Below are 15,680 nucleotides of genomic sequence, written 5' to 3' on the forward strand. Positions count from 1 at the left end.
GTTGAAGGAAGTTCCGCTCTATAGGTGTACGCCTTCCTCCCCCTGTGACCGACTTCCTGCACATTCGTGACGGACTTTCCGTCCCACTCTCTGAAATCGAAATACGTGCATCGCGGTCTTCAGGTCCCGGAGGGCAGCATGCGAACGTCACCGCCTCACGGATCGAGGCCACCTTCGACGTGCGCAACTCGAGCGTTCTATCCGAGGCACAGAAAGCGCGGATAAGCGCGAAATTGGGGCCGCGCGTGACCGCCGTCGCGCAGGATGCACGCTCGCAGGCGCGCAACCGCGAGCTGGCGCTGCAACGGCTCGCACAGCGGCTGCGAGACGCGTTGCACGTTCCCCGACCGCGGACGAAGACGAAGCCGACGGCGGGGAGCAAGCGTCGTCGCCTGGATGACAAGAAGCGCCGGGGCCAGACCAAGGAAGGGCGCCGCCGCGTCGACGGCGAGTGAGCGCTCGTTCGCGGTCCGGTTCCTGACCGCCGGGCACGCGCGGCTCTAGAACGGCAGACCGGGCACGACGACGTCGCCGTCCGGCCACGTGGCGCCGTCGCGCAGCGGGCGCCACATCGTGTCGAGCGGCATGTCGGCGCGCTGCCCGGACGGCTGGCCGGCGTTGACCGGCGCGTGCACGTGCTCGAAGCCGAGCTTGGCGTAGAGGCCGGCGCGGTCAGGGCGGCAGAAGAGCAGCCCGCGGGTGGGGCCGAGCGTGGCCGCGCGCTCGAGCGCGGCCTCCAGCACCTTGCGGGCGAGGCCTTCGCCGCGGCGCGCGTGGGTGACGATGACGCCGCCGAAGCCGACGACGTCGAACCGCTCGTCGCCCGCTTGGGCCGGCGCGACGACCAGGCCCGCGCACGCGATCATCCGCCCGCGGTCGACGATGACGATCCGGCGGTCGTGGTCGCGCCAGACCAGCCCGAGGTCGAGGCTCTCGAACGCGTTGACCTCGCCGTCGTGCAGCTCCGCCCGCTCGGCGTCGGTGTGGTCGCCCTCGAGCTCGACGAGCCGGAGCCGGCCGGCGCCCAGCGGCGGCGGCGCGTGGCGGCGGAGCTCGTCGAAGAGCCGGCGGGTCTCGCGTTCGGGCTTGACACCGGGGTCGGCGGCGAGTCGGAGCTCCAGTCCCGCGTACTCGGCCAGCGCCGCGGCATAGTCGCCGCGGTCGGCGAGCGCGCGCATCCGCTCGCGCGTCGCCGCCTCGTCGATCACAACCCGAGCAGCGCGACGGCGTTGTCGCGCAGGACGGCGTTCGCGACGTCTTCGGGGAGCTCGAGCCGGTCGAGCTCGGTCAGGCAGGCCTCGGGGTCGAACATCGGGTAGTCGGACCCGAAGCAGAACTGGTTGCGCAGCCGGCGCGGGATCTCGCGCCTGACCTCCTCGGGCAGGTAGCGGTACTTCCAGCCCGAGATGTCCAGGTAGACGTTGGACTTGTGCAGCGCCATCGCGACGGCCTCGAGGTGCCACGGCCAGCCGACGTGGGCGAGCACGATCTGCATGTGCGGGTGGCGCGCGGCGATGCGGTCGAGCAGGATCGGCCGCGCGAGGTCGATCCGCAGGCCCTGCCCGCCCGGCTCACCTGCCCCGAGCCCGCTCGTGCCCGCGTGGGTGAGGAGCACCAGGCCCAGCTCGGCGGCGGCGTCGAAGAACGGGAGGAACCGGTCGTCGCCGGGGTCGAACGCCTGCATCGTGGGGTGGAGCTTCAGGCCGCGCAGGCCCAGCTCCGGGAACCGCGCCAGCCGCTCCAGCGCGTCCTCGCGGTTCGGATCGACGCTCCCGAACCCGACGAATCGCCCATTGGACTCGGCGCAGATCCGCGCGATGTCGGCGTTGTCGAGCTCCTTGCCGCCCGCGTCCCACCCGAGCAGCACACCCACCAGGTCCAGCCGCTCGTAGAGCTCGAAAAGCTCCTCGACCGTGGTCGGCTGCGGCCTCGACCCGAAGTACCGCTCGATCGAGTCCGCGTAGTGCCCCACGCACCCGCACACCCAATCCCCCGTCGGCAGGTGCACGTGCATGTCGATTCCGCGCATGGTCGGCACGATACGCGACGCGTGTGGCATACTGATATTTCAGATGCCAGTTCCAGCCGACAGAGCCGCACTCGAGCGCGATCTCCTGCGCGACCGGGCGTACATCACGCTGCGGGACGCGATCGTCGACGGGACGCTTGCGCCTGGAGAGCGGTTGCGCGACCAGGAGTTGACCGAGTGGCTCGGGCTCAGCCGCACGCCGGTGCGGGACGCGCTGAGCCGGCTCGAGCAGGACGGGCTGGTGGAGACGGAGCCGCAGCGGTTCACGCGGGTCGCGCCGCTGGACCGGCGGGCGGCGCGGGACGCGTTCCCGATCGTCGCGGCGATCCACGCGCTGGCGGCCGAGCTCGGCGTGCCGAAGCTCACGGCCGCCGACCTCGAGGCGATGAGCAACGCCAACGCCCGGTTTGCGAGGGCGCTGAAGGACGTCGACGTCGACGCGGCGCTCGACGCCGACGACGCCTTTCACGCCGTCCTGCTGATCGCGAGCGCCAACGTCGAGCTGGTCAAGACCCTGGACCGCCTGATGCCGCGGCTGCGGCGGCTGGAGCGGCTGCGCTTCGGGTCGCTCGCGGGCCGCGGGTCCGTGCGCCAGCACGACGCGATCCTCGCCGCCGCCGGCCAACACGACGTACATACGACCGCCGAGCGCGTCAGGGAGAACTGGCTCTCGCTCGGGACCTTGATCGACCGGAGCTTCGAATGACGGCCATCGCACCCCCCGACATCCACGACGCCAACACGCTGGCCGCCGCGCGGGCGCTGCTCGACGCCGCCGGCGACCCGCGGCAGATGCAGCAGGAGGTGCTCGCCGCGGTCGCGCGCAACGAGCAGTGGCGCGGCCGGGAGTGCATCAACCTGCTCGCGCCCGAGGCGCTGATGAGCCCGACCGTCCGGCAGCTGCTGAGCGCCGAGGTCGGCCAGCGCGCCGCCGAGGGCCACATCGGCCCGGTCAACCGCTGGTTCGCGGGGACGAAGCACATCGACGAGATCGAGTCGCTCTGCGTCGAATTGCTGAAGCGCCTGTTCAAGAGCAACTACGCCGAGCACCGGCTGGTGGCGTCGATGATCGGCAACATGGCGGTCTACGCCGGGCTGACCGAGCCTGGCGACGCCGTGATGACGATCCCGCAGCCGGTCGGCGGGCACAGCTCGAACCGCCACGACGGCCCCGCCGGCATCCGCGGCCTGAACATCGTCGACGTCCCGTTCGACGCGACCGAGCTCGAGGTCGACCTGCCCGCCTTCGAACGCGTGGGCAAGCAGACCCGCCCGAAGCTGATCGCGCTCGGCGCCTCGATGACCCTCTTCCCGCTGCCGGTGCGCGAGATCGCCGCGATCGCCGACGAGTGGGGCGGCAAGGTCTTCTTCGACGGCGCCCACCAGCTCGGGTTGATCGCCGGCGGCCAGTTCCAGGACCCGCTGGCCGAGGGCGCCGCGGTGATGACCGGCAGCGCCGGCAAGACCTTCAGCGGCCCGCAGTCGGGCGTGATGGCCTGGAACGACCCGGAGCTGACGCCGCCGTTGCTGGACGCCGTCTTCCCCGCGCTCGCCGCCACCCACCAGGTCAACCGCGTCGCCGCGCTCGCCGCCGCCGCGGCCGAGCTGCTCGCGTTCGGCCAGGAGTACATGGCGGCGGTCGTGAGCAACGCGCAGACGCTCGCCCACGCGCTGCACACCCGCGGCGTCCCCGTCCTCGGCGCGCACAAGGGCTACACCCGCACCCACCAGGTGATCGCCGACGTGCGCGAGTTCGGCGGCGGGCTCGACGTCGCCCACCGCCTGGCGACGGCCAACCTGATCACCAACAAGAACCTGCTCCCCAACGACGAGGCCACCGACTGGGACCGTCCGAGCGGCTTGCGGATCGGCACCACCGAGGTCACCCGCCTCGGCATGGGCGAGGTCGAGATGCGCGCGATCGCCGACATGATCGCCGGCGTGCTCGTCGAAGGCCGCGACCCGGAGCACGTCCGCGAAGAGGCGAAGGAGCTGCGCGCGGGTCACCAGCGCATCCACTTCTGCTTCAGCGAATAACCTCTCACCCGATGGCGGTGGCCACCGAGCTCGACCTGCAGGCGCTCAAGCGAGTGGAGCAGCGCGTGCTCTGGCTGGCCACCAGCATCGTCCATCACGCCAACCGGGTCCGCGAGAACTCAAGCGGCGTGAAGGTGGGCGGCCATCAGGCCTCCAGCGCCAGCATGGTCTCGCTGATGACGGCGCTGTACTTCGGCGTCCTCGAGGCGCCGGATCGGGTGAGCGTTAAGCCGCACGCGAGCCCGGTCCTGCACGCGATCAACTACCTGCTCGGCCGGCTCGATCGCCGCTACCTGACGACCCTGCGCGAGTACGGCGGGCTGCAGAGCTATCCGTCGCGCACCAAGGACCCCGACCCGGTGGACTACTCCACCGGCAGCGTCGGCATCGGGGCCACCGCGCCGATCTGGGGCGCGCTCGCCCATCGCTACGTCGCAGGCCACTTCGACGTCCCCCGCGGCGGCCGCCAGATCGCCCTGATCGGCGACGCCGAGCTCGACGAAGGCGCGTGCTGGGAGGCGATCGCGGACCCGATGGTGGCCGGCCTCGGCGAGGTCATGTGGGTCGTGGACCTCAACCGCCAGTCGCTGGATCGCGTCGTCCCCGACATCGCCGCGGGCCGCCTGGCCGCGATGTTCGAGGCCGCCGGCTGGCACACGGTGATGGTCAAGTACGGCCCGCTACTGCGCAATCGCCCCGAGCTGCGCGCCCGGATCGACGCGATGCCCAACGAGGAGTACCAGCGGCTCATGCGCGCCGGCGCCGCCGAGCTGCGCACCCGTCTCGAGGTGCCGGTCGACGATCTCGGCGACGCGGAGCTGCTGGCGACCTTCCGCGACCTCGGCGGCCACGATCTCACCGCCCTGCTCGACGGCTACCGCCAGGCGGACGAGGTCCGCGACCGCCCCAGCGTCGTCTTCGCCTACACGATCAAGGGCTGGTCGCTGCCGACTGAGGGCCACCCCGCCAACCACTCCGCGCTGCTCAGCAACGAGCAGTACCGGGCGTTCGCGGCCAAGCTCGGCGAGAACGCCCAGGACCCGTTCGCGCCGCTCGACCCCGACTCGCCGGAGGCGCACCTGTGCGCGGCCACGGGCAGCCGGCTCAAGCGCGGAGCGACGCGCGCCGTGCCCGCGCCGAAGGTGCCGGACGACCTGGGTCGCAAGCACACCGGCAACGAGTCCACGCAGCAAGCCTTCGGGCGCTTCTTCGTCGACCTCGTGCGTGAGGCGCCCGAGGTGGCGGACCGCGTGGTAACCGTCTCGCCCGACGTCGGCACGAGCACCAACCTCGGCGGCTGGATCAACAAGGCCGGCATCTGGCACCCGGGCGACCGCATCGACTGGTTCGCCGACGACACCGACACGCTGGTCCGCTGGCGCGAGTCCGACCACGGGCGCCACATCGAGCTCGGCATCGCCGAGGTCAACCTCGTCGGCGCGCTGGGCGAGCTGGGCGCGACCTGGTCGCGCGACGGCCAGCCGCTGCTGCCGGTGGGCACGATCTACGACCCGTTCGTGGCTCGGGCACTTGAGCCGTGGTCGTTCGGCATCTACGCGGGCGGGCAGTCGATCCTCGTCGGCACACCGTCCGGCGTCACGCTCGGCCCCGAGGGCGGCGCCCACCAGTCGGTGATCACGCCGTCGATCGGCATCGAGCAGCCCGGCTGCGTCGCCTACGAGCCCGCCTTCGGGCAGGACTTCGAGTGGTGCTTCCTGCACGCGCTGGGCCAGCTCGGCAAGCCGGGTGGGACGAGCGCGTACTTCCGGCTGTCCACACGGCCGATCGACCAGACGCTGCACACCGGCACCCGCGAGGAGGCGCTCGCGGGCGGCTACAAGCTCAAGCCGCACGCTGCGCCCCAGGTCGCGATCGCCGTGATGGGCGCGCTCGTGCCCGAGGCGATCGAGGCGGCGCGCACGCTGACCGAGGACGCGGGGATCGACGTCGAAGTCGTCTGCATCACGTCCGCCGACATGCTGTTCCGCTCCTTCCAGGCCCGCTCCGGTCTCGGCGACGGGGACCCGAAGACGCTCGAGCGCCTGTTCCGCAAGGGCGTCCCGATCGTGTCGCTGATCGACGGCCACCCGCACACGCTCGCCTTCCTGGGGTCGCCGATCACCTGTCTCGGCGTGCAGAACTTCGGCCAGGCCGGCGACATCGCCGAGCTCTACGAGCACCACCAGATCGACGCCGAGTCGGTCGTCGGCGCGGCCCTCGATCTACTCGGTTAGCGCCTTCGCCCGCTTGGCGAGGTACATGCGCTGGTCGGCGAGGTCGATCAGCGCGTCGACGTCGCGTGGGTCGTCGACGTGCAGCGGCGCGATGCCGACGCTCGCCGACAGCCGGTTCGCGTGTCCCTCCGCCGCGAGCTGCATGCCCACGCGCGCCACCGCGTCGCGCATCTCACCCGCGACCTGCAGGGCGGCGGCCTCGTCGACGTGCAGGACGAGCGCGGCGAACTCGTCGCCGCCGATCCGGCCCAGTACGTCGCTGGAGCGCAGGCGCGAGCGCAGCGCGCGGAAGGAGCGGACGAGCGCCTCGTCGCCCACGGCGTGCCCCCACGAGTCGTTGATCTCCTTGAAGTGGTCGAGGTCGATGACGGCGACCGCCGCGGCTTCGCCATAGCGCTGGGAGCGCTCCGCGGCGCGCTGCGCCTCGGCGAGGAAGGAGCGCCGGTTGTACGCGCCGGTGAGCGGGTCGCGGGTGGCGAGCTCGGTCAGCTGGCGCTCCTCGCGCTCGAGCTCGGCGACCGCGAGCCGGGCCAGCGTGGCGAGGCCGGTGACCGCGGCCAGCGTCATCAGCCACGCCGCCACGCTGTAGGAGAACCAGCCGGCGCGTGCCGCGGCCATGCACAAGCTGCCGGAGAGGATCGGGATGCCGAGCACGGCCGGGACCACGCGGCGCGTGAAGCGGCCGGCGAGCCCGCGGTCCGACAACAGCCGTGTCGAGCTCCCCGGGTGGGCTCCGGCCAAGCCGATCGCGAGCAGGGTGGCGCACAACGCGGCCTGCCACGACATCTGCACCTCGCGTGACGGGCCGTAGAAGATCGGCACGCCCAGCAGGAAGCCGATCCCCGCCGCGCCGCCGATCGCCGCCGCGGCGAGCGCCAGCCAGCGCGTCAGCGGCCAGCCATGCCCGTTCAGCAGTTGCGCGCCGCCCAGCAGCGTCAGCACGATCGAGGTGAGCACCGAGATCCGCGCGTCGACGCCCAACAGCGCCGCGTTGATCGCGTCACCGCCGCTCGCGAGGTCATCGACGAGGCCGGCGACGCCGCAGACGAACATGAGCGTCCCCGCGGCGACCGCGAGACGGTGCTGGATCGGCCGCGCGCCGAGCGCGAAGACCCCAACGGCCCCCGCGAGGAACCCGGCGCACGACAGCGGGGACATCGGCTCGAGGTTGTCGGTCCGCATGGCGACGCCGGAACCCGCGAGCCACGCGATCAGCATCGTGCCCGCGAGCAGCGCGACCGCCCCCGCGGTGACGCGCACCAAAACTCGATCTATTGCGGGCATTTCATCCTGGTGAGAGTCTGCGACGCGCGAGCGCCGGTTCACACTGGGATGAACTACGGGATCGCGCGCACCAGTTCGTCCAGGGTCGCTCTCGAGTCGTAGCGCGGACGCCAGCCGAGCTGCTTCCGGGCCTTCCCGGTGTCCATGATCACCGGCGTCCGGAGCGCGTTGACCCACTGGGCGAGCGTCGGGACCAGCGGGAGGTTCGCGCCCAGCGCGGCAGGTTCGAGGAGCAGCCGCGGGATCGGGTACGCGAAGCGGCCGGTCGCGCGGGCGAGGTCGGTGAGCGAGATCGTCCCGTCGCCGGCGAGGTTGTAGGCGCCGGGCTCGCCTTCGCCCTTGGTCGCGGCGACCAGCGCCGTCGCGACGTCGTCGTGGTGGACGAGCTGGAAGCGCGTGCCCGGGTCCGGGATCAGCAGCGGCTTGGGCGGGAGCTGGCGCAGCAGCATCGGCGCATCCGGGCCGGCGACGATGCACGGGCGCAGCACGTAGGCGCCGGGGAACTCCTCGCCCAGCGCCCGCTCGAGCTCCGCCTTCTGGTGGGAGTAGTAGAAGCGCTCGCTCCCGCGCGGCGCGACGTCCTCGGTCAGCGGCTGCGGGTTGTCCGAATGGAACCCGTAGGCGGCGACGGACGAGGTGTAGACGAGGCGCTCGACATGCTTGCGCGCCGCTTTGAAGACGTTCCGTGACCCGGTCAGGTTGACGTGGCGGGTCTCCTCGCGCCCGCCCATGATGATGAAGGCGAGGTGGACGAGGACGTCGGCGTCGCGGGCGAGGGCGTCGACCGCTTCGGGATCCAGGACGTCGCCCTGGCGGTACTCGAGCTTGGTCAGGTCACCGCGGTCGAACGGGCGGCGCGCCATGCCGAGGACGCGGGTGATCGCGCCGTCGCGCTGCAGCGCGCGCAGGAACGCGCGTCCCAGCTCGCCGGTCGGCCCGGTGACCGCGACGATCATTCCTCGTCGAGCACGATCCGCGCCGTCTCGCCGTGACCCTCCACGCGGGGCTGGACGGGGCGCACCTCATGCGTCGAGGCCCATTCGAGCAACGCGTCCGCGTTGTCGAAGCGGGCGAGGACCTCGAGGTTCTTGATCGTCGGGAAGACCATCAGCAGCTCGCCGGCCTCGGAGCCTTCGAGGGCGCGGGCGGGCTCGAACCAGCGCGCGTCGATGATCTCGCTCCCGTCCGGGACCGCCTCGGCGCCGTCGGGGGCGACGGCGAGGAAGAAGTAGGTGTCGAAGCGGATCGACACCTCGGGCGGGGTGATCCAGCGCGCGAACGCCACCAGCGCGCTCGGGTCCGGGAGGGCGATCTGCACCTCTTCCTCGACCTCTCGGACCGCCGCGGCCCGGTGGGCCCGGTCGCCCTCGCCCTCGTGGGCATCGACCGCCCCGCCCGGGAAGACCCACGCTCCGGCCATGAAGCGCGCCTTGTGGGTGCGCTGCACGAGCAGCACCTCGAGCGTGGTCGACCCGCCACGCAGCACGACGACCGTCGCCGCCTGGCGCGGCACCGTCGGTTCGCCACTCTCGTTGAGGATCGTGCCTGGCTCCGGACCGTGCGTCATCGGGTCAGCCTAATATGCGCGCCAATGAGCACGGACACGGCCCGGCAATGGATCTGCGAATCATGTGGCTTCATCTACGACCCCGCGGAGGGCGATCCCGACGGCGGGATCCCGGCCGGCACCGCGTTCGAAGACATCCCGACGGACTGGTACTGCCCGGTCTGCGGCGCTCGCAAGGCTGACTTTTCCCCGTACGAGGGCTAGCCTCTTTGCGGTGACGGCGCTTCGGTCGAGCCCGGCTCGAGGGCTGGCGCTCCCGCTGGAGACGCTGGTCTTCGCAGTCGGCATGAGCACGCTGGGGGCGGAGATCGCCGCCCAGCGCCTGATGGCGCCGTTCTTCGGGTCCTCGACCGTGATCTGGGCCAACACGATCGCGGTCGTGCTGCTCGCGCTGTCGGTGGGCTACTGGCTGGGCGGGCGGCTGGCGGACCGGCGACCTACGGCGGACGCCTTGAACGGGCTCGTTGTGCTGGGCAGCGCGCTGCTGGCCGTCGTGCCGTTCATCGCGCATCCGTTCCTGTCTTTGAGCGTGAGCGCGTTCGACGACCTGTCGGTGGGGGCGTTCACCGCCTCGCTGTTCGGGACGCTGGTCCTGGTGGCGGTGCCGCTCTTGCTGTTGGGCGCGGTGTCGCCGTGGGCGATGCGGCTGAAAGTGGCGTCGGTGGAGGAGTCCGGCGTGGTCGCCGGGCGGCTGTACGCGATCTCGACCGTGGGCTCGTTGGTGGGTGTGTTCTTCGTGTCGCTGTGGGCGATCGAGGCGATCGGGACGCAGCGCACGTTCCTGGTGCTCGCGGCGGTACCGGCGCTCGTCTCCGCGGCGCGTCTGGGCGGGGCGTGGCTGACCGTGCCGGCGGTGCTGCTGGCCGCGCTCGCGCTGCCGCCGGGGACCACCAAGCCCGCCGACAACGGTCGCGTGCTCTACGAGAAGGAGACGCCGTACCAGTACGCGCGGGTGGTCGAGAGCCCCGACGGCACGCGCAAGCTCGAGCTCAACGAGGGCCAGGCGATCCACTCGCTGTGGCGCCCGGGGACCGTGATGACCGGCGGGTACTGGGACGGGTACCTGGTGCTGCCGTTCGTGACGGGAAGCGGGAAGCCGCCAGGGCGGATCGCGGTGCTGGGCACGGCGGGCGGAACCGTCCCGCGGGCGTACGCGGAGCTGTTCCCGTCCACGCTGGTCGACGCCGTGGACATCGACCCGGAGCTGTTCAAGATCGGGCAGCGCTACTTCGGGTTGAAGCCGCGGCCGCAGTTGCGCGAGTTCGCGCAGGACGCGCGGCCGTTCCTGCGCGGGACTGCGGAGCGCTATGACTCGATCTTCGTGGACGCCTACCGGCAGCCGTACATCCCCTTCTACCTGACCACGCGCGAGTTCTTCACGCTGGTGCGCGACCGGTTGAAGCCCGGCGGCTCGGTGATCATCAACATCGGGCATCCGGCGGATTCGGACGCTTTGGAGAAGGCGCTGAGCGCCACGTTGGGCAAGGTCTTCGCACACGTGGCGCGAGATCCGATCCAGGCCGAGAACTCGCTCGTGATCGCGTCCGACGTGCAGCTCAGCTCGGCGGCGCTGCGCGAGGCGCCGCTGCCGGCGGTCCTGAACCCGGTCGCCGCGTTGAGCGCCGAGCGGCTCCGGCCCGCGTTGCGCGGCGGCGACGTCTTCACCGACGACCGCGCGCCGGTCGAGTGGCTGATCGACGCCTCGATCGTGTCGTACGCGGCGGGGGAGACGGGCGGATGAGCGCTGCCGTTGAATCAGCTCGCCGCCGCGAGCCGTGGGGGTTCCCCGAGGGCATCGTCTTCGTCGCTGGCATCTCCACCCTCGGCGCCGAGATCGCCGCGGCGCGGCTGATCGCGCCCGCCTTCGGCGCCTCGACCGTCGTGTGGGCGAACACGATCGCGATCGTGTTGGTGGCCTTGGCGGGCGGGTACTGGCTGGGCGGGCGGCTTGCTGACCGCCATCCGCATGCGCGCGGGCTGGCGTTGACGGGGCTCTTGGGCGCGGCGCTGGTGGCGCTGATCCCGCTGCTTGCGATTCCGCTGTTGGGCGCGACGGAGGACGCGTTGGGCGAGTTCTCGGGCTCGTTGTTGGTGCAGATCGTGCTGGTGGCGCCGCCCGTGCTGGTGCTCGGCGCGCTGTCGCCGTGGGCGATCCGGCTGCGGATGCGCTCCGTGTCGGCCGCCGGCGACGTCACGGGGCGGCTCTACGCGCTCGGCACCGCCGGCGGGCTCGTCGGCAACTTCGCCGCGACGCTCGCGCTGATCCCGTGGGTCGGAACGCGCTGGACGTTCCTCATCTGCGCGCTGTTGTTGGCGGTCGTCTCGGCTCCGGTGGCATGGTCCTCCAGGCCTGCCTGAACGGCGACCGCGAGGCGGGCGTTCCGCGCTCTGCCGATGAGCTGGCCGCGGCGTCGCGGGCGTGCGTGGCGGCGGGTGCGGAGTCGTTGCATGCCCACCCGCGCGACCGCGACGGGCACGAGTCGCTCGACGCGCGCGACATCGCGACGGCGGTGAAGGCGATGCGGACGGCGGCGCCGGGGATCGAGATCTCGTTCTCCACGGGGTTGTGGATCACCGGCGGTGACGTCGAAGCGCGCGCCCGGCTGATCTCCGAGTGGACGGTCGTGCCCGACCTGGTGTCGATCAACCTGTCCGAGGAGGGCTGGCGCGAGCTCGCGGACGTCGTGACGGCGCGGGGGATCGGGATCGAGGCGGGGATGTGGACCGGCCGCGACGCGGAGATTCTCGCCGAGAGCGGCGTGCAAGTGCGGCGCGTGCTCGTCGAGCCGCGTTCGGAGAACGCCGAGGAAGCGGTGGCGATGGCGCGCGACGTCGACGCGGCGCTGGACCGCGTATTCATCCGCGCCCCGCGGCTCCATCACGGCGTGGGGGCCGCGACGTGGGCGGTGCTCGACGCGGCCGTGCCGATCGGTCGTGAGATCCGGATCGGGCTGGAGGACGTGCTGACGCTCCCCGACGGGCGCCGCGCTCCCGACAACGCGGCCCTCGTCGTGGAAACGGTCCTGCGCTACGCCTGACCGCTGCCCCGCCGCGTGAAGAGCGGCCGGACGCGGTGATAACGATCGTGCAGGAAGACCGGCGTATCCCGCGCGCCGGCCTGGCGCAACGCGGCCTGCTGGGCCTCGCCCAGAGTCGCGAACCACGCTGGTACGGAGCCCGCGGTATCGACGGTCCACCCGCCGGTGCTGGCATGGGGGAGCACGTGCAGTTCAGCGGCCATGACGAGCATTCAAGGACGCTCGCGCGACTTTCAGTTTGGACGGCTGGCCGAGATTCGCGTGGGACCGTTGTACCGGTGGGCCGGGGGGTGCCCCGTCCAACTCTCGCCTGGCGACACTTTGCCGGGGCACCCCCCGAGTTTCGGATGACCCGGGCATGCCGTGGGCGGCCCCCGCGGTGCGGCGGCGAGGGGGTGCCTGGTCTAACTCTCGCCTGGCGACACTTTGCCGGGGCACCCCCGAGTTTCGCGCGGCGGGGCGGGCGATGACCGGGCATGCCGCGGGCCCCCGCGGTGCGGGCGGCGATGGGCTACGCCGCGCGGGCGAGGCCCGACTGGCCGTCGAAGACGGCGCCTTGGGCGGCGGCGACCGGGAGGCCGGCGCCGGGGCGGAAGCCTGCGCGCAGGGCCGCGCGGCCCATTGCCGTCGCCGCTCCTCGGAGTTCCTCGCGGGTGTGGGAGGCCATGGCCGACAAACGCACCCGCGCCGTTCCCTCCGGGACGGCGGGTGGGCGGATCGCCTCGGCGAAGACGCCGAGCTCCAGAGCGTGGTCGACGATGCGGCTCGCGAGCTCCGCGTCGCCCACGACGAGCGGCACGACGTGGGCGGCGGCGCCGGCGACCTCGAAGCCCTCGCGGGCGAGGCCGTCGCGCAGCGCTTCGGCGTTCGCGCGCAGCTTCTCCACGCGGCGGGGCTGCTCCTCCAGGAGGTCCAGCGCGGCCATCGCGGCGGCGGCCGCGACCGGCGGCAGCGCGGTCGAGTGGAGCAGAGTCCGGGCGGAGTGCACGAGGAAGCGGGCGGTGACGTGGTCGCAGGCGACGAAGCCGCCGTAGGAACCCAGCGCCTTACCCAGAGTGCCGGTGACGACGTCGACCTGGCCTTCGAGGCCGGCTTCGGCCACGGCGCCGCGCCCGCCCGGGCCGAGCGCGCCCAAAGCGTGCGCCTCGTCGACCAGCACCCGCGCGTCGTACACGCGGGCCAGTTCGACGATCTCGGCCAGCGGGGCGACGTCGCCGTCCATGCCGAACATGCCGTCGGTGGCGATCAGCGTCGCGCGCCCGTCGGACTGGCGCAGCGCCCACGCGAGGTGCTCGGGGTCGGCGTGACGGTAGGCCACGACCTCGGCTCCCGACAGGCGGCAGCCGTCGGCGATCGAGGTGTGGCTGAGCTCGTCATGCAGCACGACCTCCGCGCGGCGCGCGAGCGCGGGGATCACCCCCATGTTGGCCATCGCGCCGGATCCGAACAGCAGCGCCGCGCGGTGGTGGGTGAACGTGGCGAGCCGCTCCTCGAGCCGGCGGTGCAGCGTCATCGTCCCGCTCGACACGCGTGCCGCGCCCGCTCCCACGCCCCAGCGCATCGCCGCGTCGGCGGCCGCCTGGCGCACCTTCGGATGGTCGGCCAACCCGAGCGCGTTTCCCGAGCACAGCAACAGCACCGGCCGCCCGTCGAGCACCACGCGCGGCCCCTGCGGTCCGGAGACCATCCGCATGCGCTGGTGCAGACCGAGCTGATTGAGCTCGTCCAGGCGGTCCTCGAGATCCAGCATCCAAGATCCTCCCTGGGCCGCCTCCGGCCCGGGCGTTCGAGTGGGCTCTGGCCGGAAAGTACGGGGAGGCTCGGACGAACTCAGCCCGGATCGACCGATCGATCGTGGATGACTCGTGGTCGTGGGCTCCGTTGATGGTCGATCGGACGGGCACCCTCAGGGTGGTCCCTTCGGGTCCCGTCCGATCGGCCAGGAGCGCTGTCCACGGCCGCGAGGGCCCGCGAGAATCGGTCGATCCGGGCTCAGTCGATCTCGGCCACCAGCTCGACCTCGACGGCGATGTCGAACGGCAGCTCGGCCATCCCGACCGCCGAGCGGGCGTGCCGGCCGGCGTCGCCGAAGACCTCGACGAGCAGGTCCGAGCAGCCGTTGATCACGGTGGGCGTGTCGTTGAACCCGGGCGCGCAGTTGACCATCCCGAGCAGCTTCACGATCGCCGTGACTCGGTCGAGCGAGCCGAGCTCGGCCCGCATCACCGCCAGCAGATTCAGCCCCACCAGCCGCGCGGCGGCCACGCCCTGCGACAGCGTCAGCGAGTTCCCGACCTTCCCCGTCACCATGCCGTCCGGACCCGCCGGCCCTTGCCCGGACACGTAGAGCATCCCGCGCGACACGCGCGCGGCGACGAAGTTCCCGACCGGCGCGAACGGCGGCGGCAGCTCGATCCCCAGCTCTGAAAGTCGCGTCTCGGCGCTCACGTTCCCCTCCACTTCGGTTGCCGTTTCTCGGTGAAGGCGCGCACGCCCTCGGCGAAGTCCTCCGAGCGGAACGCGGCGTCGCGCAGCGCGTGCAGCTCGGCCTCCAGCGCAGGATCAAGTGGCGGGACGAGCGCTCGAAGCACCCGCTTGTTCCCGCGCAGCGACAGCGGCGAGAGGGCGGCGATCTCCGCCGCCAGCGCCAGCGCGCGCGAGCCAGGCTCGTCGATCACCTCGTTCACGAGCCCCCAGGAGTGCGCCTCCGAGGCCGAGATCGGCCGCGCGGTGAGGAAGAGCTCGCGGGTGCGGGCGGAGCCGATCGCGTCGACGAAGCGCCGCAGCCCGGTGTGGGAGTAGACGACGCCGAGGCGGGCGGGCGGCATGCCGAGCCGGGCACCCGGTGCGCACACGCGCAGATCGCAGGTGACCGCCAGCTCCAAGGCGCCGCCGAAGGCGTGCCCGCCCAGCGCGGCGATCACGGGCACCGGCACCGCGTCCAGGGCGGCGACGGCCGCCTCGAACGGGTGGGTGAGCAGTTCCGCGGCCTCCTCCGCCAGCGCGCCGGGGGAGAGATCGCCGATGTCGTAGCCCGCGGAGAAGACGTCGCCCTCCCCGGTCAGGATCACGGCGCGTGCGTCGATCGCCGCCAAGGCCGTGACGAGGCCATCGAGCACACCCCGGTCCAGCGCGTTGCGCTTGGCCGGGTTGGAGATCGTCAGCCGCGCGACCCCGTCGGCCGGCGCGTCGACCAGGATCGAGCCCACTTAGGACAGGACGACGAGCACGTCGCCCTCCTGCACGGACTGTCCCTCCTCGACGCGGATCTCCGCGACCGTGCCGGCGTCCTCGGCCTCGATCGGCATCTCCATCTTCATCGACTCGAGGATCACGACGGTGTCGCCCTCCTCGATCGTGTCCCCGACGGAGACCTCGACCTTCCACACGGTGCCTGTGATGTTGGCTTCGACTTCTGCCACCGCCGCCCCCTGCTCGTGTTTCGCGCCACGATATAGACACCCGGTCGGTATGCGCCCTACTGATTGCGT

Annotated in this window: 18 protein-coding genes; 8 read left to right on the forward strand and 10 right to left on the reverse strand. The window is 72.1% G+C overall.

The features are described from left to right. Positions 1-44 precede the first annotated feature (44 nt). The gene (gene arfB / locus OM076_RS20600; protein ID WP_270041938.1) at positions 45-455 is read left to right on the forward strand and encodes an alternative ribosome rescue aminoacyl-tRNA hydrolase ArfB; all 411 of its coding nucleotides are present in this window, start codon (positions 45-47) and stop codon (positions 453-455) included. 45 nt (positions 456-500) lie between these two features. Here arfB and OM076_RS20605 read toward each other — a convergent pair whose 3' ends face one another. Both OM076_RS20605 and OM076_RS20610 read right to left on the reverse strand, forming a co-directional pair. After that, positions 501-1,208: a GNAT family N-acetyltransferase gene (locus OM076_RS20605; RefSeq protein ID WP_270041939.1), complete on the reverse strand. Its 708-nt coding sequence runs from the start codon at positions 1,206-1,208 to the stop codon at positions 501-503. Further along, complete coding sequence (locus OM076_RS20610) at positions 1,205-2,029, reverse strand: amidohydrolase family protein (RefSeq protein ID WP_270041940.1); 825 nt, start codon at positions 2,027-2,029, stop codon at positions 1,205-1,207. Before OM076_RS20610 ends, OM076_RS20605 begins: the two co-directional genes overlap by 4 nt. 43 nt (positions 2,030-2,072) lie before the next feature. On the opposite strand from OM076_RS20610, the gene OM076_RS20615 reads away from it, so the two are divergent. Genes OM076_RS20615 through OM076_RS20625 form a run of 3 tightly spaced genes read left to right on the forward strand, consistent with a single transcriptional unit; the run spans position 2,073 to position 6,300 of the window. Then, positions 2,073-2,735 carry a GntR family transcriptional regulator gene (locus OM076_RS20615; protein ID WP_270041941.1) on the forward strand — a complete coding sequence of 221 codons (663 nt, stop codon included), beginning with the start codon at positions 2,073-2,075 and terminating at the stop codon, positions 2,733-2,735. Beyond that, positions 2,732-4,066 carry a serine hydroxymethyltransferase gene (glyA, locus tag OM076_RS20620; RefSeq protein ID WP_270041942.1) on the forward strand — a complete coding sequence of 445 codons (1,335 nt, stop codon included), beginning with the start codon at positions 2,732-2,734 and terminating at the stop codon, positions 4,064-4,066. The genes OM076_RS20615 and glyA overlap by 4 nt, the downstream gene beginning before the upstream one ends. 11 nt (positions 4,067-4,077) lie before the next feature. Then, the gene (locus tag OM076_RS20625) at positions 4,078-6,300 is read left to right on the forward strand and encodes a thiamine pyrophosphate-binding protein (RefSeq protein WP_270041943.1); all 2,223 of its coding nucleotides are present in this window, start codon (positions 4,078-4,080) and stop codon (positions 6,298-6,300) included. On the opposite strand, the gene OM076_RS46215 is transcribed toward OM076_RS20625, so the two are convergent. The 3 genes from OM076_RS46215 to OM076_RS20640 form a co-directional block, all read right to left on the reverse strand. Continuing rightward, positions 6,289-7,560 carry a GGDEF domain-containing protein gene (locus OM076_RS46215; RefSeq protein ID WP_270041944.1) on the reverse strand — a complete coding sequence of 424 codons (1,272 nt, stop codon included), beginning with the start codon at positions 7,558-7,560 and terminating at the stop codon, positions 6,289-6,291. The genes OM076_RS20625 and OM076_RS46215 overlap by 12 nt on opposite strands. A gap of 77 nt (positions 7,561-7,637) precedes the next feature. Next, positions 7,638-8,540, reverse strand: a complete 903-nt coding sequence (locus tag OM076_RS20635) for an NAD-dependent epimerase/dehydratase family protein (RefSeq protein ID WP_270041945.1) — start codon at positions 8,538-8,540, stop codon at positions 7,638-7,640. Further along, positions 8,537-9,151, reverse strand: a complete 615-nt coding sequence (locus tag OM076_RS20640; RefSeq protein WP_270041946.1) for an NUDIX hydrolase — start codon at positions 9,149-9,151, stop codon at positions 8,537-8,539. Before OM076_RS20640 ends, OM076_RS20635 begins: the two co-directional genes overlap by 4 nt. 24 nt (positions 9,152-9,175) lie before the next feature. Here OM076_RS20640 and rd point away from each other — a divergent pair, with 24 nt between their 5' ends. The 4 genes from rd to OM076_RS20660 are packed head-to-tail and all read left to right on the forward strand — an operon-like array spanning position 9,176 to position 12,189. Further along, on the forward strand, positions 9,176-9,355 hold the full coding sequence (rd, locus tag OM076_RS20645) for a rubredoxin (RefSeq protein WP_270041947.1): 180 nt from the start codon (positions 9,176-9,178) through the stop codon (positions 9,353-9,355). Between the two features lie 10 nt (positions 9,356-9,365). Beyond that, positions 9,366-10,892, forward strand: a complete 1,527-nt coding sequence (locus OM076_RS20650; protein ID WP_270041948.1) for a spermidine synthase — start codon at positions 9,366-9,368, stop codon at positions 10,890-10,892. Continuing rightward, a complete protein-coding gene (locus OM076_RS20655) occupies positions 10,889-11,509 on the forward strand; it encodes a fused MFS/spermidine synthase (RefSeq protein WP_270041949.1) in 621 nt (206 codons plus the stop codon). The genes OM076_RS20650 and OM076_RS20655 overlap by 4 nt, the downstream gene beginning before the upstream one ends. Further along, positions 11,488-12,189: a 3-keto-5-aminohexanoate cleavage protein gene (locus OM076_RS20660; RefSeq protein ID WP_270041950.1), complete on the forward strand. Its 702-nt coding sequence runs from the start codon at positions 11,488-11,490 to the stop codon at positions 12,187-12,189. Before OM076_RS20655 ends, OM076_RS20660 begins: the two co-directional genes overlap by 22 nt. Here OM076_RS20660 and OM076_RS20665 read toward each other — a convergent pair. The 5 genes from OM076_RS20665 to OM076_RS20685 all read right to left on the reverse strand — a co-directional run bounded on the left by OM076_RS20665 (position 12,180) and on the right by OM076_RS20685 (position 15,611). Beyond that, positions 12,180-12,392, reverse strand: coding sequence for a DUF2188 domain-containing protein (locus OM076_RS20665; protein ID WP_270041951.1), 213 nt, complete (start codon positions 12,390-12,392; stop codon positions 12,180-12,182). The two genes, OM076_RS20660 and OM076_RS20665, sit on opposite strands and share 10 nt — an antisense overlap. Positions 12,393-12,700: 308 nt before the next feature. Next, positions 12,701-13,939 (reverse strand): aminotransferase class I/II-fold pyridoxal phosphate-dependent enzyme, encoded by a 1,239-nt coding sequence (locus OM076_RS20670; protein ID WP_270041952.1) that lies wholly within the window; start codon positions 13,937-13,939, stop codon positions 12,701-12,703. Positions 13,940-14,181: 242 nt separating this feature from the next. Continuing rightward, positions 14,182-14,637 carry a RidA family protein gene (locus OM076_RS20675; protein WP_270041953.1) on the reverse strand — a complete coding sequence of 152 codons (456 nt, stop codon included), beginning with the start codon at positions 14,635-14,637 and terminating at the stop codon, positions 14,182-14,184. Further along, positions 14,634-15,398 (reverse strand): enoyl-CoA hydratase/isomerase family protein, encoded by a 765-nt coding sequence (locus OM076_RS20680; protein ID WP_270041954.1) that lies wholly within the window; start codon positions 15,396-15,398, stop codon positions 14,634-14,636. The genes OM076_RS20675 and OM076_RS20680 overlap by 4 nt, the downstream gene beginning before the upstream one ends. Further along, on the reverse strand, positions 15,399-15,611 hold the full coding sequence (locus OM076_RS20685; RefSeq protein WP_270041955.1) for an acetyl-CoA carboxylase biotin carboxyl carrier protein subunit: 213 nt from the start codon (positions 15,609-15,611) through the stop codon (positions 15,399-15,401). Positions 15,612-15,680 lie beyond the last annotated feature (69 nt).

The organism is Solirubrobacter ginsenosidimutans (assembly GCF_027587205.1).

Excerpts from the sequence above, each read along its gene's own strand:
- OM076_RS20610 (WP_270041940.1), bottom strand. The coding sequence starts at position 2,029 with ATGCGCGGAATCGACATGCACGTGCACCTGCCGACGGGGGATTGGGTG.
- OM076_RS20615 (WP_270041941.1), top strand. The coding sequence starts at position 2,073 with ATGCCAGTTCCAGCCGACAGAGCCGCACTCGAGCGCGATCTCCTGCGC.
- glyA (WP_270041942.1), top strand. The coding sequence starts at position 2,732 with ATGACGGCCATCGCACCCCCCGACATCCACGACGCCAACACGCTGGCC.
- OM076_RS20625 (WP_270041943.1), top strand. The coding sequence starts at position 4,078 with ATGGCGGTGGCCACCGAGCTCGACCTGCAGGCGCTCAAGCGAGTGGAG.
- OM076_RS20635 (WP_270041945.1), bottom strand. The coding sequence starts at position 8,540 with ATGATCGTCGCGGTCACCGGGCCGACCGGCGAGCTGGGACGCGCGTTC.
- OM076_RS20640 (WP_270041946.1), bottom strand. The coding sequence starts at position 9,151 with ATGACGCACGGTCCGGAGCCAGGCACGATCCTCAACGAGAGTGGCGAA.
- rd (WP_270041947.1), top strand. The coding sequence starts at position 9,176 with ATGAGCACGGACACGGCCCGGCAATGGATCTGCGAATCATGTGGCTTC.
- OM076_RS20655 (WP_270041949.1), top strand. The coding sequence starts at position 10,889 with ATGAGCGCTGCCGTTGAATCAGCTCGCCGCCGCGAGCCGTGGGGGTTC.
- OM076_RS20660 (WP_270041950.1), top strand. The coding sequence starts at position 11,488 with ATGGTCCTCCAGGCCTGCCTGAACGGCGACCGCGAGGCGGGCGTTCCG.
- OM076_RS20665 (WP_270041951.1), bottom strand. The coding sequence starts at position 12,392 with ATGGCCGCTGAACTGCACGTGCTCCCCCATGCCAGCACCGGCGGGTGG.
- OM076_RS20670 (WP_270041952.1), bottom strand. The coding sequence starts at position 13,939 with ATGCTGGATCTCGAGGACCGCCTGGACGAGCTCAATCAGCTCGGTCTG.